The organism is Enterobacter adelaidei (assembly GCF_041937165.1).
Classification (GTDB): domain Bacteria; phylum Pseudomonadota; class Gammaproteobacteria; order Enterobacterales; family Enterobacteriaceae; genus Enterobacter; species Enterobacter adelaidei.
The window spans coordinates 3,055,226-3,080,021 of record NZ_CP154353.1 but is presented as its reverse complement, the minus strand read 5'-3'; the positions used below and the strand labels follow the sequence as shown (position 1 = coordinate 3,080,021).

Annotated in this window: 23 protein-coding genes; 14 read left to right on the top strand and 9 right to left on the bottom strand. The window is 53.9% G+C overall.

The window, feature by feature from the left end; genetic code table 11:
- Positions 1-16: 16 nt before the first annotated feature.
- The 5 genes from yeiB (at position 17) to mglC (ending at position 6,272) form a co-directional block, all read left to right on the top strand.
- Positions 17-1,174, top strand: a complete 1,158-nt coding sequence (gene yeiB, locus AAHF05_RS14930; RefSeq protein WP_129324305.1) for a DUF418 domain-containing protein YeiB — start codon at positions 17-19, stop codon at positions 1,172-1,174.
- Between the two features lie 155 nt (positions 1,175-1,329).
- Entirely contained in the window at positions 1,330-2,352 is a 1,023-nt protein-coding gene (gene galS, locus AAHF05_RS14925; protein WP_028016310.1) for an HTH-type transcriptional regulator GalS, read from the top strand.
- Positions 2,353-2,647: 295 nt separating this feature from the next.
- Positions 2,648-3,646: a galactose/glucose ABC transporter substrate-binding protein MglB gene (gene mglB, locus AAHF05_RS14920; RefSeq protein WP_024908164.1), complete on the top strand. Its 999-nt coding sequence runs from the start codon at positions 2,648-2,650 to the stop codon at positions 3,644-3,646.
- Between the two features lie 79 nt (positions 3,647-3,725).
- Positions 3,726-5,246, top strand: coding sequence for a galactose/methyl galactoside ABC transporter ATP-binding protein MglA (gene mglA, locus AAHF05_RS14915; RefSeq protein WP_028016311.1), 1,521 nt, complete (start codon positions 3,726-3,728; stop codon positions 5,244-5,246).
- 15 nt (positions 5,247-5,261) lie between these two features.
- On the top strand, positions 5,262-6,272 hold the full coding sequence (gene mglC, locus AAHF05_RS14910) for a galactose/methyl galactoside ABC transporter permease MglC (protein ID WP_008500921.1): 1,011 nt from the start codon (positions 5,262-5,264) through the stop codon (positions 6,270-6,272).
- Positions 6,273-6,321: 49 nt separating this feature from the next.
- On the opposite strand, the gene AAHF05_RS14905 is transcribed toward mglC, so the two are convergent.
- The 5 genes from AAHF05_RS14905 to AAHF05_RS14885 form a co-directional block, all read right to left on the bottom strand.
- The gene (locus AAHF05_RS14905) at positions 6,322-7,710 is read right to left on the bottom strand and encodes a glutamine synthetase family protein (protein WP_129324324.1); all 1,389 of its coding nucleotides are present in this window, start codon (positions 7,708-7,710) and stop codon (positions 6,322-6,324) included.
- A 121-nt stretch (positions 7,711-7,831) separates the two neighbouring features.
- Entirely contained in the window at positions 7,832-8,551 is a 720-nt protein-coding gene (gene sanA / locus AAHF05_RS14900) for an outer membrane permeability protein SanA (protein ID WP_014884561.1), read from the bottom strand.
- Between the two features lie 127 nt (positions 8,552-8,678).
- Positions 8,679-9,563 (bottom strand): cytidine deaminase, encoded by an 885-nt coding sequence (cdd, locus tag AAHF05_RS14895; RefSeq protein ID WP_108090794.1) that lies wholly within the window; start codon positions 9,561-9,563, stop codon positions 8,679-8,681.
- A gap of 129 nt (positions 9,564-9,692) precedes the next feature.
- Positions 9,693-10,388 (bottom strand): CidB/LrgB family autolysis modulator, encoded by a 696-nt coding sequence (locus AAHF05_RS14890; RefSeq protein ID WP_028016314.1) that lies wholly within the window; start codon positions 10,386-10,388, stop codon positions 9,693-9,695.
- Positions 10,385-10,780 (bottom strand): CidA/LrgA family protein, encoded by a 396-nt coding sequence (locus AAHF05_RS14885; protein WP_049008205.1) that lies wholly within the window; start codon positions 10,778-10,780, stop codon positions 10,385-10,387. Before AAHF05_RS14885 ends, AAHF05_RS14890 begins: the two co-directional genes overlap by 4 nt.
- Before the next feature lie 167 nt (positions 10,781-10,947).
- Here AAHF05_RS14885 and dusC point away from each other — a divergent pair, with 167 nt between their 5' ends.
- On the top strand, positions 10,948-11,880 hold the full coding sequence (gene dusC, locus AAHF05_RS14880; RefSeq protein WP_129324306.1) for a tRNA dihydrouridine(16) synthase DusC: 933 nt from the start codon (positions 10,948-10,950) through the stop codon (positions 11,878-11,880).
- 145 nt (positions 11,881-12,025) lie between these two features.
- On the top strand, positions 12,026-13,444 hold the full coding sequence (mdtQ, locus tag AAHF05_RS14875) for a multidrug resistance outer membrane protein MdtQ (RefSeq protein ID WP_129324307.1): 1,419 nt from the start codon (positions 12,026-12,028) through the stop codon (positions 13,442-13,444).
- A gap of 9 nt (positions 13,445-13,453) precedes the next feature.
- Here the strand turns inward: mdtQ and AAHF05_RS14870 are convergent, their stop codons facing one another.
- Positions 13,454-14,026, bottom strand: a complete 573-nt coding sequence (locus AAHF05_RS14870; RefSeq protein WP_028016318.1) for a DedA family protein — start codon at positions 14,024-14,026, stop codon at positions 13,454-13,456.
- A 157-nt stretch (positions 14,027-14,183) separates the two neighbouring features.
- Between AAHF05_RS14870 and AAHF05_RS14865 the strand changes: the two genes are divergently transcribed.
- On the top strand, positions 14,184-14,771 hold the full coding sequence (locus tag AAHF05_RS14865) for a Yip1 family protein (protein WP_008500904.1): 588 nt from the start codon (positions 14,184-14,186) through the stop codon (positions 14,769-14,771).
- Positions 14,772-14,937: 166 nt separating this feature from the next.
- The gene (gene pbpG, locus AAHF05_RS14860; RefSeq protein WP_129324308.1) at positions 14,938-15,858 is read left to right on the top strand and encodes a D-alanyl-D-alanine endopeptidase; all 921 of its coding nucleotides are present in this window, start codon (positions 14,938-14,940) and stop codon (positions 15,856-15,858) included.
- Between the two features lie 41 nt (positions 15,859-15,899).
- Here the strand turns inward: pbpG and AAHF05_RS14855 are convergent, their stop codons facing one another.
- Both AAHF05_RS14855 and dld read right to left on the bottom strand, forming a co-directional pair.
- A complete protein-coding gene (locus tag AAHF05_RS14855) occupies positions 15,900-16,454 on the bottom strand; it encodes a GNAT family N-acetyltransferase (protein WP_028016320.1) in 555 nt (184 codons plus the stop codon).
- Positions 16,455-16,590: 136 nt separating this feature from the next.
- A complete protein-coding gene (dld, locus tag AAHF05_RS14850; protein ID WP_049008210.1) occupies positions 16,591-18,315 on the bottom strand; it encodes a D-lactate dehydrogenase in 1,725 nt (574 codons plus the stop codon).
- Between the two features lie 189 nt (positions 18,316-18,504).
- On the opposite strand from dld, the gene bglX reads away from it, so the two are divergent.
- From bglX to AAHF05_RS14825, 5 genes are all read left to right on the top strand, one after another.
- Positions 18,505-20,802, top strand: a complete 2,298-nt coding sequence (bglX, locus tag AAHF05_RS14845; protein WP_049008322.1) for a beta-glucosidase BglX — start codon at positions 18,505-18,507, stop codon at positions 20,800-20,802.
- Between the two features lie 146 nt (positions 20,803-20,948).
- On the top strand, positions 20,949-21,866 hold the full coding sequence (locus AAHF05_RS14840) for an ABC transporter substrate-binding protein (protein WP_129324309.1): 918 nt from the start codon (positions 20,949-20,951) through the stop codon (positions 21,864-21,866).
- A gap of 12 nt (positions 21,867-21,878) precedes the next feature.
- Entirely contained in the window at positions 21,879-23,036 is a 1,158-nt protein-coding gene (locus tag AAHF05_RS14835; protein WP_129324310.1) for an ABC transporter permease, read from the top strand.
- Positions 23,029-23,979, top strand: a complete 951-nt coding sequence (locus AAHF05_RS14830; RefSeq protein ID WP_129324311.1) for an ABC transporter ATP-binding protein — start codon at positions 23,029-23,031, stop codon at positions 23,977-23,979. Before AAHF05_RS14835 ends, AAHF05_RS14830 begins: the two co-directional genes overlap by 8 nt.
- Complete coding sequence (locus tag AAHF05_RS14825) at positions 23,963-24,700, top strand: ABC transporter permease (RefSeq protein WP_129324312.1); 738 nt, start codon at positions 23,963-23,965, stop codon at positions 24,698-24,700. Before AAHF05_RS14830 ends, AAHF05_RS14825 begins: the two co-directional genes overlap by 17 nt.
- Here the strand turns inward: AAHF05_RS14825 and AAHF05_RS14820 are convergent.
- Positions 24,675-24,788 (bottom strand): protein YohO, encoded by a 114-nt coding sequence (locus AAHF05_RS14820; RefSeq protein WP_008500895.1) that lies wholly within the window; start codon positions 24,786-24,788, stop codon positions 24,675-24,677. The two genes, AAHF05_RS14825 and AAHF05_RS14820, sit on opposite strands and share 26 nt — an antisense overlap.
- Positions 24,789-24,796 lie beyond the last annotated feature (8 nt).

Below are 24,796 nucleotides of genomic sequence, written 5' to 3'. Positions count from 1 at the left end.
TTACAGGGCAGGGACCATGGAGCGAAACGTCACGCTCGATTTTGTTCGCGGCGTCGCCATTCTCGGTATCCTGCTGCTTAATATCAGCGCCTTCGGTCTGCCGAAGGCGGCTTATCTCAATCCAGCCTGGTATGGCGACATCACGCGCAACGATGCCTGGACGTGGGCAATCCTCGATCTCTTTGCACAGGTTAAATTCCTCACCCTGTTTGCCCTGCTGTTTGGCGCTGGTCTGCAACTGCTTCTTAAACGCGGTACGCGCTGGATCCAGTCGCGCTTGACGCTGCTGGTTCTGCTCGGGTTTATCCACGGCCTGTTCTTCTGGGACGGCGATATTCTTCTTGCGTATGGGTTAGTCGGGCTCATTTGCTGGCGTCTGATTCGCGATGCGCACAGCGTAAAAAGCCTGTTTAACACCGGCGTGATGCTCTATGTCATGGGGCTTGGGGTACTTTTACTCCTGGGGATGATCTCTGGCGAAGCGACAAACCGTTCCTGGATCCCGGATGCCGCTAACCTCCAGTACGAGCAATACTGGAAGCTGAAAGGTGGCACGGAGGCGATAAGCAACCGTGCGGATATGTTGGGTGATAATCTGCTTGCGCTAGGGGCGCAATATGGCTGGCAACTGGCGGGTATGATGCTGATGGGCGCGTCACTGATGCGCACCGGCTGGCTGAAAGGCGAATTTAGCCTGCGCCACTATCGCCGCACGGGCACCGGGCTGGTCCTGCTCGGCGTGCTGATTAACCTCCCGGCGGTGATTGCGCAGTGGCACCTCCACTGGGATTACCGCTGGTGTGCGTTCCTCCTTCAGGTGCCGCGCGAACTGAGCGCACCGTTCCAGACCATCGGCTATGCGGCGCTGATCTATGGTTTCTGGCCGACGCTTTCCCGCCTGTGGATCGTCAGCGCCATCGCCTGCGTGGGCCGTATGGCATTGAGCAATTACATTCTGCAGACCCTGATATGCACCACGCTTTTCTATCGATTTGGCCTGTTTATGAAATTCGACCGCCTGGCGCTGCTGGCGTTTGTTATTCCGGTCTGGGTGGTTAACCTGGCGTTTTCTGTTATCTGGCTACGTTATTTCCGCCAGGGACCGCTGGAGTGGATGTGGCGTCAGTTAACCGCACTTGCGTCAGGGGTATCATTAAGAAATACATCCAGATAACGATCTGGATCACAATCATTAACAAAACGGATGTAAGCGTTTTCATCTGTGTGAGCTTCTTCACGTAGTCCCCTTTCTCTCGCTGCCAGAATAGCCACCTTGCTAAACACAGGGGGTGTCTGTGAGTTGCTGCAATCCTTTGAAGGATGGTGAATATGATCACCATTCGTGACGTCGCCCGCCAGGCGGGTGTTTCTGTGGCTACCGTCTCACGCGTGCTGAATAACAGCGCGCTGGTCAGCCCTGAAACCCGTGAAACCGTAATGAAAGCCGTGACTCAGCTCGGGTATCGGCCAAATGCCAATGCCCAGGCGCTTGCGACGCAGGTCAGCGACACCATCGGCGTGGTGGTAATGGATGTTTCGGATGCCTTTTTCGGCGCACTGGTGAAAGCGGTCGATATGGTCGCCCAGCAGCATCAGAAATATGTCCTGATCGGCAATAGCTACCATGAGGCGGAAAAAGAACGTCATGCCATTGAAGTGCTGATCCGCCAGCGCTGTAACGCCTTGATTGTCCATTCAAAAGCCTTGAGCGATGAAGAGCTAACCGGATTGATGGAGCAGATCCCGGGTATGGTGCTGATCAACCGCATCGTCCCCGGCTATGCCCACCGCTGCGTCGGGCTGGATAACGTCAGCGGCGCCATGATGGCCACGAAAATGCTCATCAACAACGGACATCAGCGGGTCGGTTATCTGGCCTCCAGCCATCATATTGAAGATGACGATCTGCGGCGCGAGGGGTGGCAGAACGCCCTGAAAGAGCACGGCATTACGCCATCCGAGAGCTGGGTGGGAACCGGCACGCCGGACATGCAGGGCGGTGAAGCGGCGATGGTGGAGCTACTGGGCCGTAATTTGCAGCTGTCTGCGGTGTTTGCCTATAACGACAGCATGGCGGCAGGCGCCCTGACGGCGCTGAAAGATAACGGCATTGCGGTGCCACAGCATTTATCACTCATTGGTTTTGATGATATTCCAATTGCCCGTTACACCGACCCGCAGCTGACAACGGTGCGCTACCCCATTGCCTCTATGGCGAAACTGGCGACTGAGCTGGCGTTACAAGGGGCGGCAGGGCTGCTGGATCAAGGGGCAACCCACTGTTTTATGCCGACTTTAGTTCGCCGTCATTCTGTCGCCGCTCGGCAAATTGTGGTTCCGATCACTAACTGATTACATGAGCTGATGTAACCGTTTTCAATCTGTGAGTAAATTCACAGTATCTTAACAAGGCGCTGACTATGATGTCAGCGTTTTAGGGGCTGAAACGCTATGTAACGGTGATTATTCACTTTCACTATAGCCAATGTGCCGCAAACAACGAATAAAACGCATTTCTGGAGCGTTACCGAACACGGAAGATAGAAATTTTATAAGTGAACTTCGGCGGTCAGTAACGTTTTATTAACACCCGCCTGCCGATCGTTATTCACAAGAACTACCCTGCATAAAAAAAACCGGAGATACCATGAATAAGAAGGTGTTGACCCTGTCTGCTGTAATGGCAAGCATGCTTTTTGGTGCAGCAGCGCACGCTGCGGATACCCGTATTGGTGTGACCATCTATAAATACGACGACAACTTCATGTCTGTTGTGCGTAAAGCGATCGAGAAAGATGCGAAAGCAGCGCCAGATGTTCAGCTGCTGATGAATGACTCCCAGAACGACCAGTCCAAACAGAACGACCAGATCGACGTTCTGCTGGCTAAAGGCGTGAAAGCGCTGGCAATCAACCTGGTTGACCCGGCTGCAGCAGGCACAGTTATCGAAAAAGCGCGCGGCCAGAATGTGCCAATCGTCTTCTTCAACAAAGAACCTTCCCGTAAAGCGCTGGACAGCTATGACAAAGCGTATTACGTCGGTACCGACTCCAAAGAGTCCGGCATTATTCAGGGCGATCTGATTGCTAAACACTGGGCAGCGAACCCGAACTGGGACCTGAACAAAGACGGTCAGATCCAGTTCGTTCTGCTGAAAGGCGAACCAGGCCATCCGGATGCTGAAGCCCGTACCACTTACGTTATTAAAGAGCTGAACGATAAAGGCCTGAAAACCCAGCAGCTGGCGTTAGATACCGCAATGTGGGATACCGCTCAGGCGAAAGATAAGATGGACGCGTGGCTGTCTGGCCCGAATGCTAACAAAATCGAAGTGGTTATCGCCAACAACGATGCGATGGCAATGGGTGCAGTAGAAGCGCTGAAAGCACACAACAAATCTTCCATTCCTGTATTCGGTGTGGATGCGCTGCCAGAAGCACTGGCACTGGTTAAATCGGGTGCAATGGCCGGTACCGTTCTGAACGATGCCAACAACCAGGCGAAAGCAACCTTCGATCTGGCGAAAAACCTGGCCGACGGTAAAGGCGCTGCTGATGGCACCAACTGGAAAATTGAAAACAAAATCGTTCGCGTACCTTACGTGGGCGTAGACCAGTCCAACCTGGCTGAGTTTATCGGTAAATAAGTAATTAGTACTGTCTTCACTGGGCGCAACTTGTTGCGCCCTTTTATAACGCGATATGCGAGGCCAACAAGGTATAATTATGGTCAGCACAACTACTCAGTCGTCCGGTGAATACTTGTTGGAAATGAACGGTATCAACAAGTCATTTCCCGGTGTTAAGGCACTCGATAATGTTAATTTAAAAGTTCGTCCTCACTCTATTCATGCTTTGATGGGAGAGAACGGTGCAGGTAAATCAACATTATTAAAATGTCTTTTTGGGATCTATCAAAAAGATTCTGGCAGTATTCTTTTTCAGGGGAAAGAGATCGATTTCCATTCAGCAAAAGAAGCACTGGAAAACGGTATCTCGATGGTTCACCAGGAATTAAACCTGGTGCTGCAGCGTTCAGTGATGGATAACATGTGGTTGGGTCGTTATCCAACCAAAGGTGTCTTTGTCGATCAGGACAAAATGTATCGCGACACCAAAGCGATTTTCGATGAGCTGGATATTGATATTGATCCGCGCGCCCGCGTAGGGACATTATCTGTATCTCAAATGCAGATGATCGAAATTGCCAAAGCGTTCTCCTATGATGCAAAAATCGTCATCATGGACGAACCGACATCGTCATTAACGGAAAAAGAGGTTAACCACCTTTTTACCATTATTCGTAAACTTAAAGATCGCGGCTGCGGCATTGTGTATATCTCCCACAAAATGGAAGAGATCTTCCAGCTCTGTGATGAGATTACCATCCTGCGTGACGGTCAGTGGATTGCCACTCAGCCTCTCGAAGGGCTGGACATGGACAAGATCATCGCCATGATGGTCGGTCGTTCCCTGAACCAGCGCTTCCCGGACAAAGAAAACAAGCCGGGTGAAGTGATCCTTGAGGTGCGTAACCTGACTTCACTGCGTCAGCCATCCATTCGCGATGTCTCCTTCGACTTGCATAAAGGCGAAATTCTCGGGATCGCAGGGCTGGTCGGAGCTAAACGTACCGATATCGTGGAAACCCTGTTTGGTATCCGTGAGAAAGCGGAAGGCACCATTACGCTCCATGGTAAGAAAATCAATAACCACAACGCCAACGAAGCCATTAATAATGGTTTTGCGCTGGTGACGGAAGAGCGTCGTTCTACCGGTATTTACGCTTATCTGGATATTAACTTTAACTCGTTAATTTCTAACATTCGCAACTATAAAAATAAAGTTGGTCTGCTGGATAATTCCCGCATGAAAAGCGATACCCAATGGGTAATTGACTCTATGCGTGTTAAAACACCTGGCCACCGTACACAAATTGGTTCGCTTTCGGGCGGCAACCAGCAGAAAGTGATTATCGGTCGTTGGTTATTAACCCAGCCAGAAATTCTGATGCTGGATGAACCGACCCGCGGTATTGACGTTGGTGCGAAATTCGAAATTTATCAACTGATTGCTGAACTGGCGAAAAAGAATAAAGGGATCATTATTATTTCTTCCGAAATGCCGGAATTGTTAGGGATCACAGACCGTATTCTGGTTATGAGCAATGGTCTCGTTGCCGGTATTGTTGACACCAAAACGACAACGCAAAACGAAATTTTGCGTTTAGCGTCTTTGCACCTTTAAGATCAGGGGCTCCTCATGAGTGCGTTAAATAAAAAAAGTTTTCTCACTTACCTGAAAGAAGGCGGTATTTACGTTGTTCTTTTAGTCCTGCTGGCTATCATCATTTTCCAGGACCCTACGTTCTTAAGTCTGCTGAACCTGAGTAACATTCTGACCCAGTCCTCCGTGCGTATTATCATCGCGTTAGGCGTGGCGGGGCTGATTGTGACCCAGGGTACTGACCTTTCCGCAGGCCGTCAGGTTGGCCTTGCGGCGGTTATTGCGGCCACCTTGTTGCAGTCGATGGAAAACGCCAACAAGGTGTTCCCGGAAATGGCAACCATGCCGATTTTCGTGGTGATCCTGATTGTCTGCGCTATTGGCGCGGTGATTGGCCTGATTAACGGCATCATTATCGCTTATCTGAACGTAACGCCATTCATCACCACGTTAGGCACGATGATCATCGTTTACGGTATCAACTCCCTGTACTACGACTTCGTCGGTGCATCTCCAATTTCTGGTTTCGACAGCGGCTTCTCGACCTTTACGCAAGGGTTTATCGCGCTGGGCAGCTTCCGCCTGTCGTATATCACCTTCTATGCGCTGATTGCGGTTGCCTTCGTCTGGATCCTGTGGAACAAAACCCGTTTCGGTAAGAACATCTTCGCAATCGGTGGTAACCCGGAAGCGGCGAAAGTCTCCGGCGTAAACGTTGCTCTGAACCTGCTCATCATTTATGCCCTGTCCGGTGTGTTCTACGCCTTCGGCGGGATGCTGGAAGCGGGCCGTATCGGCTCTGCAACCAACAACCTCGGTTTTATGTATGAGCTGGATGCGATCGCAGCCTGTGTGGTGGGCGGCGTCTCCTTCAGCGGCGGCGTGGGTACAGTGCTCGGCGTGGTGACCGGTGTGATTATCTTCACCGTGATCAACTACGGTCTGACCTACATCGGTGTGAACCCGTACTGGCAGTACATCATCAAAGGCGCCATCATTATCTTCGCGGTTGCGCTGGATTCCCTGAAGTACGCACGTAAAAAATAATGGCTTTTTGCGTCACCCGGCCCGCTCGTTGAGCGGGCTTTTTTATTCCTCACGCCAGATTCGACTCTTCTTTGGTCACGATGCTCTCAAACCAGTCGAGTTCAGCAAGCTTGCAGGCGATCCACTGTTCGGAAAAAGCCTCGCCCAGGCTGTTGGTGAGATACTGACAGTGGGCAAATGTCTCAATGGCTTCCTGCTGAAACAGCGGCAGAAGCGGGTCATCCTGCTGCGGTTCTGGTAAATCTTCTTCGTCGATGTTTTCCAGCCCGTACAGCATGCCGGTCAGGATGGTGGCTGCCACCAGATATGGATTCGCATCGGCCCCGGCCAGTCGGTACTCAATACGACAGTTGTTCTCATCCGAGCAGGGAATGCGCAGTGCAGCGGAGCGGGTGTTATAACCCCAGGAGTTAAATAAGGGTTCTGTCAGGTTTTTACGCAGGCGGCGAAACGCGTTGACGCCCGGAGCAATCACGGCGATGGAGGCAGGCATCAGTGCAAGCTGGCCCGCGATGCATAAACGCATCATGCTATTAAGCTCATTCCCTGGTGAGGCAAAGACGTTTTTGCCGTGGCTATCGTTCAGACTGAAGTGGAAATGCAGGCCGCTGCCGGACTGCTGACTGAACGGTTTTGCCATAAAACTGGCCTGCAGGCCATGCTGTTCAGCCACGTGTCGGGTCAGACGTCGTAGTGCCAGCACGTTATCACATACTTCAACGACACGATGGCAATGCTTCAGGTTTAACTCGAACTGGCCGGGTTCAGCTTCTGCCACGATCCCGGTCAGAGGGATGCGTTGAAGTTGAGCTAGCTGTTCCAGCTCGTCAAACAGCGCTGCGTGTGCTGTCGAGGTATCCATATGAAAGCAGCCCTGATTCTGTGGATCCAATGTTTCACGGCCCGTCAGGTAGAACTCAATTTCAGGGGCAATCACCGGGAATAGCCCGTGCTGGTGAAAACGGGCCAGGACATTTTGCAGTATCACCCGTGGTTCAAACGGGCAGGGCTGGCCGTTGCTGTCTTTCATCGTCAGCAGGATCTGCGCGTTGTGCTGTGGATCTTGCGCAGAAGGGCACAGGGAACCGGCGACGGGGACGCACAGCCGGTCTGGTTCATCATGAAGCGGGGCGGAAATTTTGCCTTTCTGGCCCATGGAATACACGGAGAGAGGAAAGTAGCAGCCTTTTTCCAGCGTCAGCATGCTCTCCACTGAGAGACGCTTGCCGCGCATAATGCCATTGATATCGTTCAGGTAAACATCAATATGTTTTGTCAGCGGATAACGCTCCAGATAATCCGTGACCTCCATCGGGATGCTGTGCTGCATCGCCTCAATTTTTTCATCCAGCCAGAGGCCTGAATTGAGCGCCGTCGGGAGAGATAAGCCCGGGAAGTTAAAATACGGACGGAGACTTTTCAGGAAAAACGCATTCATGATTGAGTTCATAGTCATTCTTCAATGAAGCCGTAGCGGCAGTGAACTCAGCTTAAAGGGGGCGGCATAAAGGGGAGATAAAAAGCGTCAGGCCCGGCGTAAAGAAAGTATAAAGGTGATGTTATTTTTTCTCTTTTTTCTGCATATCAAGCAGTTGTTCAGGCGTGACGGCCGGGTAACCCTGCGCATCTTCCGGCACTTCATGCATCGCCGGGATCGGCACCAGCGGGCCTAAAAAGCGCGGTTCACGTTTGAAAATGTACAGGTCTGCCAGCGCGCCAAAACGGGCACCAAACTCGCGTACGCGCACGCTCAGCATATCTTTTGGTGACGGTACCGCGTAGCACTGCGCCTGTATGCCCATATGCAGGGCGATAAACAGCGCGCGCTCGCAGTGGAAGCGCTGGGTGATGATGATGAAGTCGTTGGTGTCGAAGACTTTACGCGTGCGCACGATGGAGTCCAGGGTGCGGAACCCGGCGTAATCGAGCACGATATCCGCAGGGTCGACGCCAGCGGCAATCAAATCCTTACGCATCGTCACCGGTTCGTTATAGCTTTGCAGGGCGTTATCACCGCTTAACAGCAGGTAATTCACTTTGCCACTGTTGTAGGCGTTCAGTGCGCCCTGAATTCGGTAACGGTAGTACTGATTGATCACACCGGTGCGGTAATACTTGGCCGTACCGAGTACCACACCCACCTGACGGTAGGGCAGGTCCTGCAGGTCATCAAAGATATAGGGGGCGGTTTTCCAGCTCATCCAGCGATCGAGGCCCAGCACGATCAACAGCAGTATGCCGACCAGGACAGACAGGCTGTAAAAAACGCGCTTTAACATGCAGATGGCTCGTTCCGAAGATGAAATTTAACTCAGGCTACTTTACCCGCCTGGATAGCGCAAGAAACAGCGACTCAACTGAGGGGTTTTTCAGCAACGTGGCGGGCATTTCTGCCCGCCGGAAGGATTACGCGAGCAGTACGCGGTCGATTGTTGTGCAGTCCAGCGCTTTTAACGTGGCAGCGGTGGCATCCCACTGAATCAGTGGCGCATCGGCAATTTCTGCCAGAATGGCGCGCTGAATATCCGGATAGTCATAGCCGTTCAGGCTCAGCAGGTTGAGTGCGCCCTGCAGCGGTGGCAGTGTTGGGTTAAACGCGGCGTTTTCGGCATAGCTGCCGCTAAAGATACGACCATCCCGACACTGCAGTGCGACACCGCTAGGGGATTTGCTGTATGGCGTGTGACTTTTGTTGGCAGCGCGAATGGCAGCCTGGGCCAGGTCATCACCGGACAGGGCAAAACCGTGGTCCTGTTCGTCCATCAGCAGGGTTTTGATCTCAAGATCTTTCGGGCCAAAGGCATCAGGCAGGTAATCCCCCAGCGTATGCGGTGCGCGGCCAGGCAGGTTAATGCGCAGTTGCAGCCCGCTGTTCAGCTCATTCATAAACTGACGGCAGTGACCACACGGCGTGTAGTTAACGGTGATGGCGCTCAGCGCTTTTTCACCGCGCAGCCAGGCATGGCTGATGGCGCTCTGCTCAGCGTGAACAGTCTGTTGCATGGTGGCGCCCAGAAATTCCATATTTCCGCCGAAGTACCATGTCCCGCTGATGCCGCGTGCAATGGCCCCGACGTTGAAGTGGGAGAGGTCAGCACGTGCACAGGCGGCAGCCAGCGGCAGCAGAGCAAAAGCCAGCGCGTCTTCGTCCAGCCCCGTTGCCTGTTTCAGCATCGTGACCTGCTCCGCCGTCAGCAGGGCGGGGAAATGCTCATCCGCCAGAATCGGGGTCAGAGCGGTTTGCAAATTCTCGGCAAGCTGGGCGAAAGCAGCTTGAAAACGTGGATGCATTGCGTTTGCCTCATAAAGGTTAATGGATCGGTAGTTTACGGAGCCGATGGGGCTTTATATGTGATCCAGTTCTCAATATGTATGCAACTTATGAAATCAAAATAAAATTTGCGCGACGCATCGCAAATTTTAGCCCATTACCACCAGAATCAGCGGGAAAATGAATGGGGCCAGCAGGGAGGTGATGATCCCGCAGATGACCAGTGCCAGTGAGCTAAACGCCCCTTCCTGATAATCCAGTTCTGCACAGCGTGCTGTCCCCAGTGCGTGCGATGCTGTCCCCATTGCCAGGCCCCGCGCAGCTTTGGTATGAATGCGCATGCCATTGAGCAGAGTATGTCCAAACACAGCACCCAAAATACCAACGAAAATCACACACATGGCGCTGATGGCTGGAATCCCTCCAAGGCTACCGCCTACCGCCATCGCAATTGGCGTGGTGACGGATTTTGGCAGGATAGAGGCCGCAATTTGTGGAGACGCCCCCATCAACAGCGCTACCGACGTCCCGGTGATCATCGCCACCAGGCTGCCCACAAAACAGATGGTAATGATGGATTTCCAGCGGGCGCGGATCTGGTGAAGTTGCTCATATAAAGGGAAGGCGAGCGCCACAACGGCGGGTTGCAGCAAATCATTCAAAATTTTGCTGCCGGCAAAGTAGCGTTCGTAAGGAATGCCGGTGAGCAGCAGGAATGGAATAATTACCACCATGGCCACCAGCAGTGGATTCAACAGCGGCATTTTGAAACGTGCGGCAAGTTTGCGTGCGGCGAAGAACACCACCAGCGTTAACGGTAGCGACCACCAGATATTGGCTATCATTTTTTTGTTTTCTCCCCGACAACTTTACGTTCGCCATGCACCAGATGAGAGCTCCAGCTCACGACCAGGAAAACCACCAGCGTACTGACCGCACAGGAGACTACGATCGGGCCGAACTGGGCTTTAAGCAAATCAAAATACTGCATGACCCCGACGCCGATAGGCACGAAAAGCAGCGCCATATAGCGAATAAGGACGAAGCAGCCAGGGTTGACCCACTTAGCGGGTAGAATTTGCAACGCCAGTAAAACAAACAGGATTAGCATACCGATAATGCTACCGGGGATCGTGATGGGCAGCAGCGACGCGATGAAAATCCCGGCATAAAGGCAGGCATAAATCAGGACGAATGCACGCAGATATTGCCAGATAATGTTCAATGATTTGCTCATGAAGAAAGTCCTTGCTGAAACGCATTCATCATACAATTAAACCTGAAAATGTGCCATGGATCACATCATGAATTTTGAGCATACCAGACATTCCAGAATGGAACGTCGGGCTTTCCACATACATACAGAGCAGATACTATAGCGCGTCTTTTTTCACAGGTACTGATATGCGTGTTTTACTGGCCCCAATGGAAGGCGTGCTCGACTCTCTCGTGCGCGAGCTTCTGACCGAGGTGAACGACTACGATCTCTGCGTGACGGAGTTTCTGCGCGTGGTCGATATGTTGTTGCCAGTAAAATCCTTCTACCGACTTTGCCCCGAGCTGCACAACCAGAGCCGTACCTCCTCCGGCACGCTGGTACGTATTCAGCTGCTCGGCCAGTACCCCGAATGGCTGGCGGAAAACGCCGCCCGGGCGGTTGAGCTGGGCTCTTACGGGGTGGATCTCAACTGCGGCTGTCCGTCGAAGCTGGTGAACGGCAGCGGCGGTGGGGCGACACTGCTGAAAGATCCAGAACTCATTTATCGCGGTGCGAAGGCGATGCGTGAAGCTGTTCCTGCGCATTTGCCGGTGACGGTAAAGGTGCGTCTGGGCTGGGACAGCGACGCCAGGCAGTTTGAAATTGCCGATGCTGTACAGCAGGCCGGTGCCACGGAGCTGGTGGTGCATGGTCGCACCAAAGAAGATGGCTACAAAGCCGAGCGTATTAACTGGCAGGCGATCGGTGAGATCCGTAAAAGGCTGACTATTCCTGTTATCGCCAACGGTGAAATCTGGGATTACGAGAGCGCGCAGGCATGTCTGAAAGAGACAGGCTGCAATGCGGTGATGATCGGCCGCGGCGCGCTTAACGTACCTAACCTCAGCCGGGTGGTAAAATATAACGAACCGCGAATGCAGTGGGCAGACGTCGTCGCGCTGCTGCAAAAATACAGTCGTCTGGAAAAACAGGGTGACACCGGGCTATATCATGTCGCGCGAATTAAACAGTGGCTGAGTTATTTGCGCAAAGAATATAGCGAGGCGTTGGGGCTGTTTCAGGAGATCCGCACACTACAAACGTCTGGTGATATTGCGCGGGTTATTCAATCAAAATAATAAATATGAATATATAATTAATTCATTTAGTGAATATTTTTCCAATTATGTAAATGTTTAACAATGTCCCCATTGCCACGCATTCCTAAAAAAATAAACAGCATTAAGCGTAATTTTCGCCTTTATTTTTTGAGTGTGTGGCGTAATGAAACGTTCTCTTATTTTATCTCTGAGTCTCCCCCTTGCTTTTATTCTGGTGGCCTGCGCGCCGGAACATACCACGGTATCTCCCCTGAATACGCAATCAGTAACAGCGTCGATTAATACAACACTCCATCCTTCAGCATGGCCGAAAAATGAGTGGTGGAAAGACTATAACGATCCTGAGCTTAATTCGCTGATTGCCAAAGCGCTGAATGACGCCCCGGATATGCAAATTGCCCGCCAGCGCATTACGCTTGCCGAGGCTCAGGCAAAAGCCGCTATGGCTGCCGACGGTCCGCAAATTGATTTTTCAGCTGATGCAGAACGCCAGAAAATGTCTGCTGAAGGGCTTATGGGACCCTTTGCGATTACCGACCCGGCGGCAGGTACTACCGGGCCGTGGTACACCAACGGCACCTTTGGGCTGACCGCGGGCTGGGATCTCGATCTGTGGGGGAAAAATCGCGCGCAGGTTGAAGCCCGTATAGGCCGATTGAATGCGCAAAAAGTGGAGCTGGAGCAAACCCGACAACTGCTGGCCAGCAGCGTGGCCCGTCTCTACTGGGAGTGGCAAACTCAGGCCGCAGTGCAGGATGTCCTCGTCCAGATCAAACATGAACAGGACAATATTATTGGCGCAGACCTCGAATTGTATCAGCACGGGATCACCTCTTCCGTTGAAGGGGTTGAAACCGATATCAACGCCAGCAAAACCGAAGAACAGCTGGCGGAAGTCAACGGGAAGATGAAAGCCGTCGAGGCGCGTCTGGTCGCGCTGACGAATTCTTCCTCAGTAACGCTTACACGGCATGCGCTGCCAACGGTAGACGCTTCGTTACCGCCGACGCTGGGTTATGAACTGCTGGCACGCCGTCCGGATCTTCAGGAGGTGCACTGGTATATCGAAGCCTCCATGAGCGAGGTGGACGCCGCCAGAGCGGCTTTCTATCCTGAGGTGAACCTGATGGCGTTTTTACAGCAGGATGCGCTCCACCTGAGCGATCTGTTTCGTTCTTCAGCGCAGCAGATGGGGGTGACGGCAGGGCTGACACTGCCGATTTTCGACAGCGGTAGACTGAATGCGAACCTTGATATTGCCCAGGCGCAAAATAATCTCTCGGTCGCCAGTTACAACAAAGCGGTGGTGGAGGCGGTTAATCAGGTGGCACGTACAGCCAGTGAAGTCGAAACCCTGATGGCGAAAAATCGCCAACAGCTGCAGGTCGAAAATGATGCGGCGCGCGTTGTGGCCCTGGCGCAGGCACGTTTTAGTGCGGGTATTATCGCGGGTTCACGGGTCAGTGAAGCCAGAATACCGGCACTCAAAGAACAGCTCGCCGGGTTGATGCTGAAAGGTCAGTATATCGACGCCACGCTGCAGCTGACGTCGGCACTGGGTGGCGGCTATCATCATGGCTAAAAAGGGTCATCAATCCTCATCGCGAGTTTTCTCGCGATGCTTCAGCCACAGCCGTACTGCAATCACCGCGATAACCACCAGAATTAACCACGCCCAGTGCTTCAGGTGCTGGTCAAGGTTATGCAGCCATGGACCAATCACTTCGCCACCGACGTAACCGAGCGTCGTAAAGATAAGCGCCCAGGCAATCGCGCCAAGAATATTGAGCGGCAGGAAAATTTTCGGAGGCAGATGGCTGGCACCTATCAGTATTGGGCCGATAATTCGAAAGCCGTACATAAAGCGTGTGCCAATGACGAACAGATAGGGATGACGTTGAATGAGCCGCTGAGCGCGTCGAATTTTCTTCTGATGCTTTTTGAAACGCTTAAGTAGCCCTGGTCCAAAGCGCAGCCCCAGAAAGTAGAGCAGCTGGTCGCCAATCATCCCCCCCAGGGCGACGGCGGCGACGACCAGCGGGAATTTCAGTAACCCCTGATGCGCGGCGACGCCGCCGAGCAATGTGATGGTTTCGCCTTCTGCCACGCTGCCAGCAACCAGCGCGGCGTATCCATATTGTTCAATAAGATTGTTGATATCCATTACGTAAACGTCATCTCCCTCGGTATACCTCCGTTAATCATATACCCCATGAATCAACAGCGGGGAAATCAACGGAAATTTCCTGCTGTACATAAAATAATCTAAAGCCTGCATTATACTTAAAGTATCGCTGACGGACCGACAACAAGGGGGCTCTATGAACCATGTCTGGGGACTTTTCTCCCATCCCGATCGTGAAATGCACGTCATCAAAAGTGAGAATGAAACCGTCTCGCATCATTACACGCACCATGTGTTGCTGATGGCCGCGGTGCCGGTAATATGCGCCTTTATCGGAACAACTCAAATCGGCTGGAACTTCGGGGATGGCACCGTAGTTCAGCTTTCATGGTTTACCGGGCTTTATCTGGCCATCATCTTTTATGGCCTGATGCTGGCGGGTGTTGCCGTCATGGGGCGTGTCATTCACTGGATGGCGCGTAACTACCCGCAACGTCCATCGCTGGCGCACTGTATGGTCTTCGCCGGATATGTCGCGACCCCGCTGTTCTTAAGCGGTATTGTTGCGCTCTATCCACTGGTCTGGTTGTGCGCGCTGATCGGTACCATTGCCCTCTTTTACACCGGTTATTTGCTGTATCTGGGGGTTCCAACCTTCCTGAATATTAATAAAGAAGAGGGCCTGAGCTTCTCCAGTTCAACACTCGCTATCGGTGTGCTGGTGCTGGAGGCGTTACTGGCGCTGACGGTAATTCTTTGGGGTTATGGATACCGTCTCTTCTAAGTTCACTGCATTGCTGGCGTAAATGCCAGCAATGCAGCATCTGCTCACGATTATCCGCTGGCGACAAAGCGCGGTGACGGCTATGATGCCGAAGCCAGCCTGTGTTTACCGTTGACACAGGCGGTGTACGTCATTACGTGCGTGAATAATTATCAGAAGTCTCACCATGCTGAAATTCCGAGTCTCTTTACTTAGCCTGGCACTGTTGCTGGGGGCGTCCGCTACCGTGCCAGCCATCGCCAAAACGCCCGCGGTGACTGCTGCTGCCCAGCCGCAAATTGCCTCCGGCAGCGCAATGATTGTTGATCTCAACACCAATAAGGTCATTTACGCCAGCCATCCGGACCTGGTGCGCCCGATTGCCTCCATTACCAAATTAATGACCGCGATGGTGGTGCTTGATGCACATCTGCCGCTGGACGAAAAACTGAAAGTGGATATTAGCCACACGCCGGAGATGAAAGGGATTTATTCCCGCGTGCGACTGAACAGCGAAATCAGCCGTAAAAATATGCTGCTGCTGGCGCTGATGTCATCTGAAAACCGCGCTGCGGCGAGCCTCGCCCACCATTATCCGGGCGGCTACGACGCATTTATTCGTGCGATGAATGCGAAAGCCAAATCGCTGGGGATGAACAATACGCATTATGTTGAACCGACAGGTCTGTCGATTAACAACGTCTCCACCGCCCGCGATCTGACAAAACTGCTGATCGCCAGCAAACAGTACCCGCTGATTGGTCAGCTCAGTACCACCCGTGAAGAGACGGCGACGTTTGCGAACCCAGCCTATACGCTGCCGTTCCGTAATACTAACCATCTGGTTTACCGGGATAACTGGAATATCCAGTTAACGAAAACCGGTTTTACCAATGCGGCGGGACACTGTCTGGTCATGCGTACTGTTTTTAACGGCAAACCGGTAGCGCTGGTGGTGATGGATGCCTTCGGCAAATACACCCACTTCGCGGATGCAAGCCGACTGCGTACCTGGATTGAAACGGGGAAAGTGCAGCCTGTTCCGGCTGCGGCATTGACCTATAAAAAGCAGAAAGCTGAACAGATGGCGACCGCGCAAAACGACTGAGCCGCCTGTCAGCGCCGGGTGGCGGCTTCGCCTTACCCGGCTTACTCCGGCAGCGTCCAGTCTCCATCGTTGAGTGGACGCTGCATAATCACCGTATCCCGCCAGTCGCCTTTCTTATACCCCACGCTGCGCAACTGACCGACAATCTCAAAGCCGTGTTTTTTGTGCAGCCGTAACGAGCCGGGATTATTACTGCCATCCCCCACAACGGCAATCATCTGGCGCCATGGGCCTTGTTCGCAGCGCGCAATCAGCGCACTCATTAATGCGGAGCCAAAACCGCGTCCAGTGGTGCTGGCATCCACGTATATTGACTCTTCCAGAGTATAACGATAGGCGTGTCGCGGGCGGTAAGGCGTGGCATAGCAATAGCCCACAACGATGCCGCGATACAGTGCGATAAGCCACGGTAAACCGTTCTCTGCCACACCTTTCATACGTTGACGCATTTCGTCAATGGTGGGGGGAACTTCTTCAAATGACGCACGCCCGTGAAGTACATGCCAGGCATAGATGGCCGCGATGGCATGCACATCATCGGGAAGGGCATCACGCACTTCCAGTTCGGTTTCGGATAAAACATCAACAGCCGACATGATGTGCCTGCTCCTCGTTATAGAATGCCGGAGAAACGTTTCTCCGGCGTCAGACAGTTACTCTATTACGATTAAGGAGCGCTTAACAATCTCTCAAATTTGGCTGTAGGAATTAATCAGAAGCTTGCGTAATCTGCTATTCCGTGTCAGCACTCTCTTTCCAGTATTTCTTCCGCGTTGTTTTACCGATACCGGGATTCATGCTGTTTGTAGGGTCATTCTCGCGATAAAACTGCTTAAGTGCGTCAGGGGCTTTATAAAGATGACCGACGTTGTGTTCCGCAGGATATTGTGCGCCACGTTCACGTAACAGGGCGAGCATCTGCTCCTTCAGTTCGTGCGCATCAACCCCTTTTTTAACGATGTAATCCTGATGGAAGACGTAGCACATAAAGTGGCCATAATAGAGCTTGTGTACCAGCTTGCTGTCAATCTCTGGCGGCAGATGTTCAAACCACTCGGTATCGTTGCGTCTTAGGGCGATATCCAGCGCCAGAATATCTTCTACCTCTTCTGAATGTACCGCCTGATAACGGATGGCGGCACCCGCAGCGGCAAAACGGTGCAGGAAGGCTTTGCTGCCTTCTTCAGGAGTACAGGCAAAGAAATCCCCGTCAGCAGTTTTGAAGAATTCGGTCAGCCAGGTCTGCGCTTCGGTAATCCCGTCACCGGCCATTTTCAGAAGCAAATGGTGTTCATATTTGTCGCGCCAGGTTTTCATCCGCTCCGGTAAATGCGCCGGGAAGACGTTGCCTAACTTCTGCATAAAGCGGTCAGTGAAGTGAGGTTTAAACAGCGACACTTTCTCCAGCATCGCGTCGGTGCGGCCCTTCATAGTGAAGAAAAACGGCATTTTGTCGGTGCCGAGCTTGTCGATCATCAGGAAGGTGTCTTTGCCGTAGCGCTCGGCAATGTCGTAAATATCCCGATGCATATATTCGCCCGCCACGGGCAGGTGCGTGAATTCGCCCAGAATATGGCGGCGGATCTCGGTCAGCACCTCAGGCTGATTAGTACCGATGTAAAATACCTGCTGTTTTTTCTCTGCCGGGAACGTATCAAGGCGTACCGCAAAAACCGCCAGCTTGCCCGCGCAGCCAGAAGATTCAAACAGGCGATCCGGATCGGCGTTGTAACGGGCTGGCGTATCGGCTTCGATATCCCGCACGCGGGTAACATAATCGTGATCGTGCGCATGGCGGCCATCGTGCTGAACGTCTTCATCTTTAACGCGATCGTCGTCAAGTTTGCTGAGGATTTGTTCCGGCGTAACGCCCAGATCAATCCCCAGATGGTTAACCAGCGTCAGTTTGCCGTTTTCGTCAATACGGGCAAAAAGCGACATTTCGGTATAAGCGGGGCCACGCTGCACCAGCGAACCGCCGGAGTTGTTGCAGATCCCACCTACCACCGAGGCGCCAATGCAGGAGGAACCGATTACCGAGTGCGGCTCACGACCCAGCGGCTTAAGTGCCTTTTCCAGAGAGTAGAGCGTTGTACCAGGGAAGGCGAGCACCTGCTCACCTTTATCCAGAAGGTGTAATTTGTCGAGGCGCAGGGTGCTGATGATGACAATGTCACGATCGTAATCGTTGCCGTTCGGCGTTGAGCCTTCGGTCAGGCCGGTGTTTGCTGCCTGCATTAATATAATCTTGTCTGCGGCGACGCAGGCGCTCAGCACGCGCCATAGCTCCAGCAGCGTGCCGGGGAAAACCACCGCCAGCGCCTCGCCCTGACCGGAGCGAAACCCCTTACGGTAGCGGGCGGTTTTGGCCGGGTCGGTAAGCAGGTGAGAGGAGCCAACCAGGCGCGACAGTTCGTTGATAAACGTCGTGTTATTGTGAGTTTGAACAGAAGACATCTTCCACTCCTTGTGGTGGGGCAAATTTCTCGCAATAAAGCATAGCGCGATTAACTGTTAAGCGGTCGAGTATTCACGAGAAAAATCAGAGAATAACCCTGCAACGTTCAGAGGGTTTGTGGCACACTGCGCCTTTCGCACGGTTTGGCCGAGATCTTCCGGCGGTTATTGATGAGAGAGTATAACAACATGAAATGGCTATGTTCTGTAGGTGTTGCCGTCAGCCTGGCGCTGCAACCCGCGCTGGCAGAGGATTTGTTTGGCAATCATCCGCTTACGCCTGAAGCCCGGGACGCGTTTGTGACGGAATTGCTCAAGAAAATGACGGTCGATGAGAAAATCGGCCAGTTGCGTCTTATCAGCGTCGGCCCGGATAACCCGAAAGAGGCCATCCGTGAAATGATTAAGGATAGTCAGGTCGGGGCGATTTTTAACACCGTTACCCGCCAGGACATCCGTAAAATGCAGGATCAGGTGATGGAACTCAGTCGCCTGAAAATACCGCTGTTCTTCGCCTATGACGTGCTGCACGGTCAGCGCACCGTCTTCCCCATCAGCCTTGGTTTAGCCTCCTCCTTTAACCTCGACGCGGTGAAAACCGTGGGGCGAGTTTCCGCGTATGAAGCGGCAGATGATGGCCTGAACATGACCTGGGCACCGATGGTCGACGTCTCCCGCGATCCGCGCTGGGGCCGTGCGTCCGAAGGCTTTGGTGAAGATACTTATTTAACCGCCACGATGGGCAAAACCATGGTGGAAGCGATGCAGGGCAAAAGCCCGGCAGACCGTTACTCTGTCATGACCAGCGTGAAGCACTTCGCCGCTTACGGTGCAGTGGAGGGCGGCAAAGAGTACAACACCGTTGACATGAGCCCGCAGCGCCTGTTCAACGACTATATGCCGCCGTACAAGGCAGGTCTGGACGCGGGCAGCGGCGCGGTGATGGTGGCGCTCAACTCGCTGAACGGCACGCCTGCGACGTCTGATTCCTGGCTGCTGAAAGACGTACTGCGCGACCAGTGGGGCTTTAAGGGCATCACCGTTTCTGACCACGGCGCCATTAAAGAACTGATCAAACACGGTACCGCATCCGATCCGGAAGATGCCGTGCGCGTGGCGCTCAAGTCCGGCATTAACATGAGCATGAGCGACGAGTACTACAGCAAATACCTGCCGGGGCTGGTGAAGAGCGGCAAGGTAACGATGGCGGAGCTGGACGATGCCACGCGTCACGTGCTGAACGTGAAATACGACATGGGGCTGTTTAACGATCCGTACAGTCACCTGGGGCCGAAAGACTCTGACCCGGTAGATACCAACGCCGAAAGCCGTCTGCATCGTAAAGAAGCGCGTGAAGTTGCGCGTGAAAGCCTGGTACTACTGAAGAACCGCCTCGACACGCTGCCGCTGAAAAAATCTGGCACCATTGCCGTGGTCGGTCCGCTGGCCGACAGCAAGCGCGACGTGATGGGGAGTTGGTCCGCGGCGGGCGTCGCTGACCAGTCCGTGACCGTGCTGACGGGTATTAAGAACGCTGTCGGTGAAAACGCCAGTGTGGTCTATGCCAAAGGGGCTAACGTCACTAACGATAAAGACATCGTGACGTTCCTCAACCAGTATGAGGAAGCGGTGAAGGTTGACCCGCGCACGCCGAAAGAGATGATCGACGAAGCGGTTAAAACGGCAAAACAGTCTGATGTCGTTGTGGCGGTTGTGGGAGAAGCGCAGGGGATGGCGCATGAAGCTTCCAGCCGTACCGATATCACCATTCCGCAAAGCCAGCGCGATTTGATCGCTGCCCTGAAAGCGACGGGCAAGCCGCTGGTGCTGGTGCTGATGAACGGTCGTCCGCTGGCGCTGGTGAAAGAAGACCAGCAGGCTGACGCGATTCTGGAAACCTGGTTCGCCGGTACCGAAGGCGGTAACGCGATAGCCGACGTACTGTTTGGCGATTACAACCCGTCAGGCAAATTGCCAATGTCCTTCCCGCGCTCCGTTGGTCAGATCCCGGTCTACTACAGCCACCTGAACACCGGTCGTCCGTACAACGCCGACAAACCGAACAAGTACACGTCTCGTTACTTCGACGAAGCTAATGGCCCGCTGTACCCGTTTGGTTATGGCCTGAGCTACACCACCTTCAAGGTATCTGACGTGAAAATGTCGTCCCCGAGCCTGAAGCGTGACGGTAAAGTGACAGCCAGCGTTGAGGTGACAAACACCGGTAAGCGCGAAGGGGCTACGGTGATCCAGATGTACGTTCAGGATGTGACTGCCTCCATGAGTCGTCCGGTGAAGCAGCTGCGTGGCTTTGAAAAGGTCAACCTGAAACCGGGTGAAACCAAAACCATCAGCTTCCCAATTGACGTGGACGCGCTGAAGTTCTGGAATCAGCAGATGAAATACGATGCTGAGCCTGGCAAATTCAACGTGTTTATCGGTGTGGATTCTGCCCGGGTGAATAAAGGCGAGTTCGAACTGCTGTAACCTTTCCTTCCTTTGCATCCCCCGTTCGCGGGGGATGCGTCTTATCTTATGCTAAAAAGGCATTTTGACGGTTAATCACGCCGTTTTAAGCTACGCTTTTCTCTCAAGCCTCTGAAAAAGGCAGCAAAAAATATGAGGATAGCGGAATGACGATTGCAAAGGGGATGTTGGGAGCTGCGGTGTTGCTGGCGGCAATAAGTCTGCCCTTACAGGCGGCGGAGCCGGTAAAAGTGGGCTCAAAGATAGATACCGAAGGCGCGCTGCTCGGCAATATCATTTTGCAGGTGCTCGAAAGCCACGGCGTCAAAACCGTCAATAAAGTCCAGCTGGGTACTACGCCCGTCGTGCGCGGCGCGATTACTTCCGGCGAGCTGGATATCTACCCGGAATACACCGGTAACGGCGCATTCTTCTTCAAAGATGAAAACGATCCGGCCTGGAAAAACGCCAAAGCCGGATATGACAAAGTCAAAAAGCTCGATGCTGAACAGAACAAGCTGGTCTGGCTGACCCCGGCTCCGGCCAACAACACCTGGACTATCGCCGTGCGTAAAGACGTGGCGGAGAAAGGGAAGCTGACTACCCTGGCCGATCTCAGCCGCTACCTGAAAGAGAAGGGCGATTTTAAGCTTGCCGCATCGGCAGAGTTTATCGAGCGTCCTGATGCGCTGCCTGCGTTCGAAAAAGCCTATGACTTCAAGCTTGACCAGGCGCAACTGCTCTCTCTGGCAGGCGGCGATACGGCGGTGACCATCAAAGCCGCAGCACAGCAAACTTCGGGTGTTAACGCGGCAATGGCCTACGGTACCGACGGCCCGGTCGCGGCACTTGGCCTGCAAACCCTGACCGATCCAAAAGGCGTACAGCCGATTTATGCCCCGACGCCGGTGGTACGTGAGGCAGTGCTGAAAGCCTATCCGGAGATTGCCGACTGGCTCAAACCTGTTTTCGAAAAACTGGATGAAAAAACGCTGCAACAGCTGAATGCCAGCATTGCCGTCGAGGGGCTGGATGCCAAAAAAGTGGCCGCCGACTTCCTGAAGCAACAAGGGCTTGTGAAGTAACGGGAAAAAGCTGTGCCAATAAAATGTCATAACCGCGTCCTGCTGCTGTTGGCCTGTGTGACCATCGCAGCGGTCGCGTTACCGTTTGTGAATGTCGCCCCTAATCGCCTGATGTCGGGGGAGGGGCGTTCTCTCTGGGAAGTCTGGTCGTTTACACCGTGGTTGCTGGCGGTGGCACCGGGGGCGTGGGTTGCGCTATCGCTCTGGCAAGGTCGTACAGCACAATGGTTGACGTTGCTGCTCTCTGAAGGGCTTTTTATCACCCTTTTCTGGGGAGCCGGGCTTGCGGCAACGCATATGGCATCGGCGGAAAGTCCGCTGGCAAGAACGACGGTGGGAAGCGGCCTGTGGCTGTGGCTGGCGCTGTGCCTGCTCGCCTGCAGCGATGCCATACGTCGCCTCATCTCTGCGTCCGTCTGGCGTTGGGTGCTCAATGCGCAGATATGGGTTATTCCATTGTTCCTGCTGTTTAGCGGCGAGCTGAATAATCTCTCGCTGTTAAAAGAGTATGCCAACCGTCAGGAGGTATTTGATGATGCCCTGGCGCAACATCTGACCATTCTCTTCGGCACGCTCTTCCCGGCCCTTCTGCTCGGGATCCCGCTGGGCATGTGGTGCTATCGCCATCCTTCACGTCAGGGGGGCGTTTTTGCCGTGCTGAACGTAATCCAGACGATCCCTTCCGTTGCGCTGTTTGGTCTGCTGATTGCCCCTCTGGCCGGGCTGGTGAAGTCATTTCCTGTGTTGGGAACAATAGGGATCGCCGGTACGGGATTAACCCCCGCGCTGATCGCGCTGGTGTTGTATGCACTGTTGCCGCTGGTGCGTGGGGTGGTTGCGGGCTTGAGCCAGGTCGCCCCGGATGTGCTGGAAAGCGCCCATGCGATGGGGATGAGCACGCGACAATGTTTCTGGCAGATCCAGCTTCCTCTGGCACTGCCCCTGCTGCTGCGCAGCCTGCGGGTGGTGGCAGTACAAACCGTCGGCATGGCGGTGATTGCGGCGCTGATTGGGGCGGGCGGTTTTGGCGCGCTGGTATTTCAGGGGCTGCTGAGTAGTGCCCTCGATCTGGTGTTATTAGGCGTGGTTCCCACGATTGCGCTGGCGGTTGTCGTCGATGCGCTGTTTGCCTTATGGCTCGCGCTGCTCAGGAGAAGAGCCAATGATTGAATTTCATGATGTCAGTAAAACTTTTGCGGGGCGTCCGGCGGCAAGCCACCTGAACCTGAACTTTGCCGAGGGCGCATTTTCCGTTCTCATTGGTACATCAGGTTCGGGGAAATCCACCACCCTGAAGATGATCAATCGTCTGGTTGAGCATGATAGCGGTTTGATCCGCTTTGCCGGCGAGGAGATCCGCAGCCTGCCGGTGCTGGAATTGCGTCGCCGGATGGGCTACGCCATTCAGTCGATAGGCCTGTTTCCGCACTGGACGGTGGCGCAGAACATTGCCACCGTGCTGCAGCTGGAGAAGTGGTCGCGGGCTAAAATCGCTGACAGGGTGGATGAACTGATGTCCCTGCTGGGACTAGAGCCCGCCCTGCGTGACCGCTATCCGCACCAGCTTTCCGGGGGACAGCAGCAGAGGGTCGGGGTGGCGCGCGCGCTGGCGGCCAACCCACAGGTATTGTTGATGGATGAACCCTTCGGTGCGCTTGATCCGGTCACGCGCGGGGCGCTGCAGGCGGAAATGACCCGCATTCACCGCATTCTCGGACGCACGATCGTTCTCGTGACGCACGATATTGATGAAGCCCTGCGTCTGGCCGACCATCTGGTGCTGATGGATCACGGCGAGGTGGTTCAGCAGGGGACCCCGCTCGAACTGTTAAGCCATCCAAAAAGTGATTTTGTGCGTGAGTTTTTTGGCCGCAGCGAGCTGGGCGTCAGGCTGCTTTCCCTTCGGACGGTCAACGACTACATGCGTCGGGAGGATGCACCGGTGAGCGGTGAACCGTTGCAGGAGCAGATGAGCCTGCGGGATGCGCTCTCCGCGTTTGTCGCGGGCCAGTGTGAGGTGCTACCTGTTGCGGACGCCCGCGGTGCGCCGAGTGGTACCTTGCATTTTCGCGATCTGCTGGCCGGGGAGGTGGTGCGTGAAGACACTGCGTGATCCGCTTTTCTGGCTGGTAGCGATCTTTGTCGCCTTACTGTTTCTGATGCCGCACAGCGCGGCGCTGTTCAGTACCCTTTTCCCCGAGCTGCCGCGACCGGTCTATCAGCAGGAGAGCTTTATTAACCTCGCCCTGGCGCATCTCTGGCTGGTGGTCCTCTCAAGCGCTATCGCTGTTGTGCTGGGGGTGGGGGCGGGTATTGTGGTGACACGGCCAGCGGGCCGGGAATTTCGTCCGCTGGTCGAAACGATAGCGGCAATCGGCCAGACGTTTCCACCGGTGGCGGTGCTGGCGATAGCGGTGCCGGTCATGGGCTTTGGTCAGCAACCGGCTATTATTGCGCTGATTTTATATGGCGTACTGCCCATTCTACAGGGCACGCTGGCGGGTATTGCGGCGGTACCTGCGTCTGTATTGAGCGTGGCTGAGGGGATGGGGATGAGCCGCGGGCAGCGGTTACGTAAGGTTGAATTACCTTTAGCGGCACCGGTAATTATTGCCGGGATCCGTACGTCGGTCATTATCAACATCGGAACGGCGACGATTGCTTCGACGGTCGGAGCCAATACGCTGGGAACGCCGATCATAATCGGCTTAAGCGGGTTTAATACGGCGTATATTGTGCAGGGGGCGGTGCTGGTCGCGCTGGCGGCGATCGTCGTCGATCGCGTTTTTGAGCGGCTGGCGCTGTACTTCAGCCGACACCGCCGCGAACAATAAACGAGTATCCTGCCAGCATCACGCCGCCGATACCGCTTACGGCCATCAGGACAAAAAGGGTAATAATGGCCAGTTTGGTTGCCTTCATCATCTGCT

Excerpts from the sequence above, each read along its gene's own strand:
- yeiB (WP_129324305.1), top strand. The coding sequence starts at position 17 with ATGGAGCGAAACGTCACGCTCGATTTTGTTCGCGGCGTCGCCATTCTC.
- galS (WP_028016310.1), top strand. The coding sequence starts at position 1,330 with ATGATCACCATTCGTGACGTCGCCCGCCAGGCGGGTGTTTCTGTGGCT.
- mglB (WP_024908164.1), top strand. The coding sequence starts at position 2,648 with ATGAATAAGAAGGTGTTGACCCTGTCTGCTGTAATGGCAAGCATGCTT.
- mglA (WP_028016311.1), top strand. The coding sequence starts at position 3,726 with ATGGTCAGCACAACTACTCAGTCGTCCGGTGAATACTTGTTGGAAATG.
- mglC (WP_008500921.1), top strand. The coding sequence starts at position 5,262 with ATGAGTGCGTTAAATAAAAAAAGTTTTCTCACTTACCTGAAAGAAGGC.
- AAHF05_RS14905 (WP_129324324.1), bottom strand. The coding sequence starts at position 7,710 with ATGAATGCGTTTTTCCTGAAAAGTCTCCGTCCGTATTTTAACTTCCCG.
- sanA (WP_014884561.1), bottom strand. The coding sequence starts at position 8,551 with ATGTTAAAGCGCGTTTTTTACAGCCTGTCTGTCCTGGTCGGCATACTG.
- cdd (WP_108090794.1), bottom strand. The coding sequence starts at position 9,563 with ATGCATCCACGTTTTCAAGCTGCTTTCGCCCAGCTTGCCGAGAATTTG.
- AAHF05_RS14890 (WP_028016314.1), bottom strand. The coding sequence starts at position 10,388 with ATGATAGCCAATATCTGGTGGTCGCTACCGTTAACGCTGGTGGTGTTC.
- AAHF05_RS14885 (WP_049008205.1), bottom strand. The coding sequence starts at position 10,780 with ATGAGCAAATCATTGAACATTATCTGGCAATATCTGCGTGCATTCGTC.
- dusC (WP_129324306.1), top strand. The coding sequence starts at position 10,948 with ATGCGTGTTTTACTGGCCCCAATGGAAGGCGTGCTCGACTCTCTCGTG.
- mdtQ (WP_129324307.1), top strand. The coding sequence starts at position 12,026 with ATGAAACGTTCTCTTATTTTATCTCTGAGTCTCCCCCTTGCTTTTATT.
- AAHF05_RS14870 (WP_028016318.1), bottom strand. The coding sequence starts at position 14,026 with ATGGATATCAACAATCTTATTGAACAATATGGATACGCCGCGCTGGTT.
- AAHF05_RS14865 (WP_008500904.1), top strand. The coding sequence starts at position 14,184 with ATGAACCATGTCTGGGGACTTTTCTCCCATCCCGATCGTGAAATGCAC.
- pbpG (WP_129324308.1), top strand. The coding sequence starts at position 14,938 with ATGCTGAAATTCCGAGTCTCTTTACTTAGCCTGGCACTGTTGCTGGGG.
- AAHF05_RS14855 (WP_028016320.1), bottom strand. The coding sequence starts at position 16,454 with ATGTCGGCTGTTGATGTTTTATCCGAAACCGAACTGGAAGTGCGTGAT.
- dld (WP_049008210.1), bottom strand. The coding sequence starts at position 18,315 with ATGTCTTCTGTTCAAACTCACAATAACACGACGTTTATCAACGAACTG.
- bglX (WP_049008322.1), top strand. The coding sequence starts at position 18,505 with ATGAAATGGCTATGTTCTGTAGGTGTTGCCGTCAGCCTGGCGCTGCAA.
- AAHF05_RS14840 (WP_129324309.1), top strand. The coding sequence starts at position 20,949 with ATGACGATTGCAAAGGGGATGTTGGGAGCTGCGGTGTTGCTGGCGGCA.
- AAHF05_RS14830 (WP_129324311.1), top strand. The coding sequence starts at position 23,029 with ATGATTGAATTTCATGATGTCAGTAAAACTTTTGCGGGGCGTCCGGCG.
- AAHF05_RS14820 (WP_008500895.1), bottom strand. The coding sequence starts at position 24,788 with ATGAAGGCAACCAAACTGGCCATTATTACCCTTTTTGTCCTGATGGCC.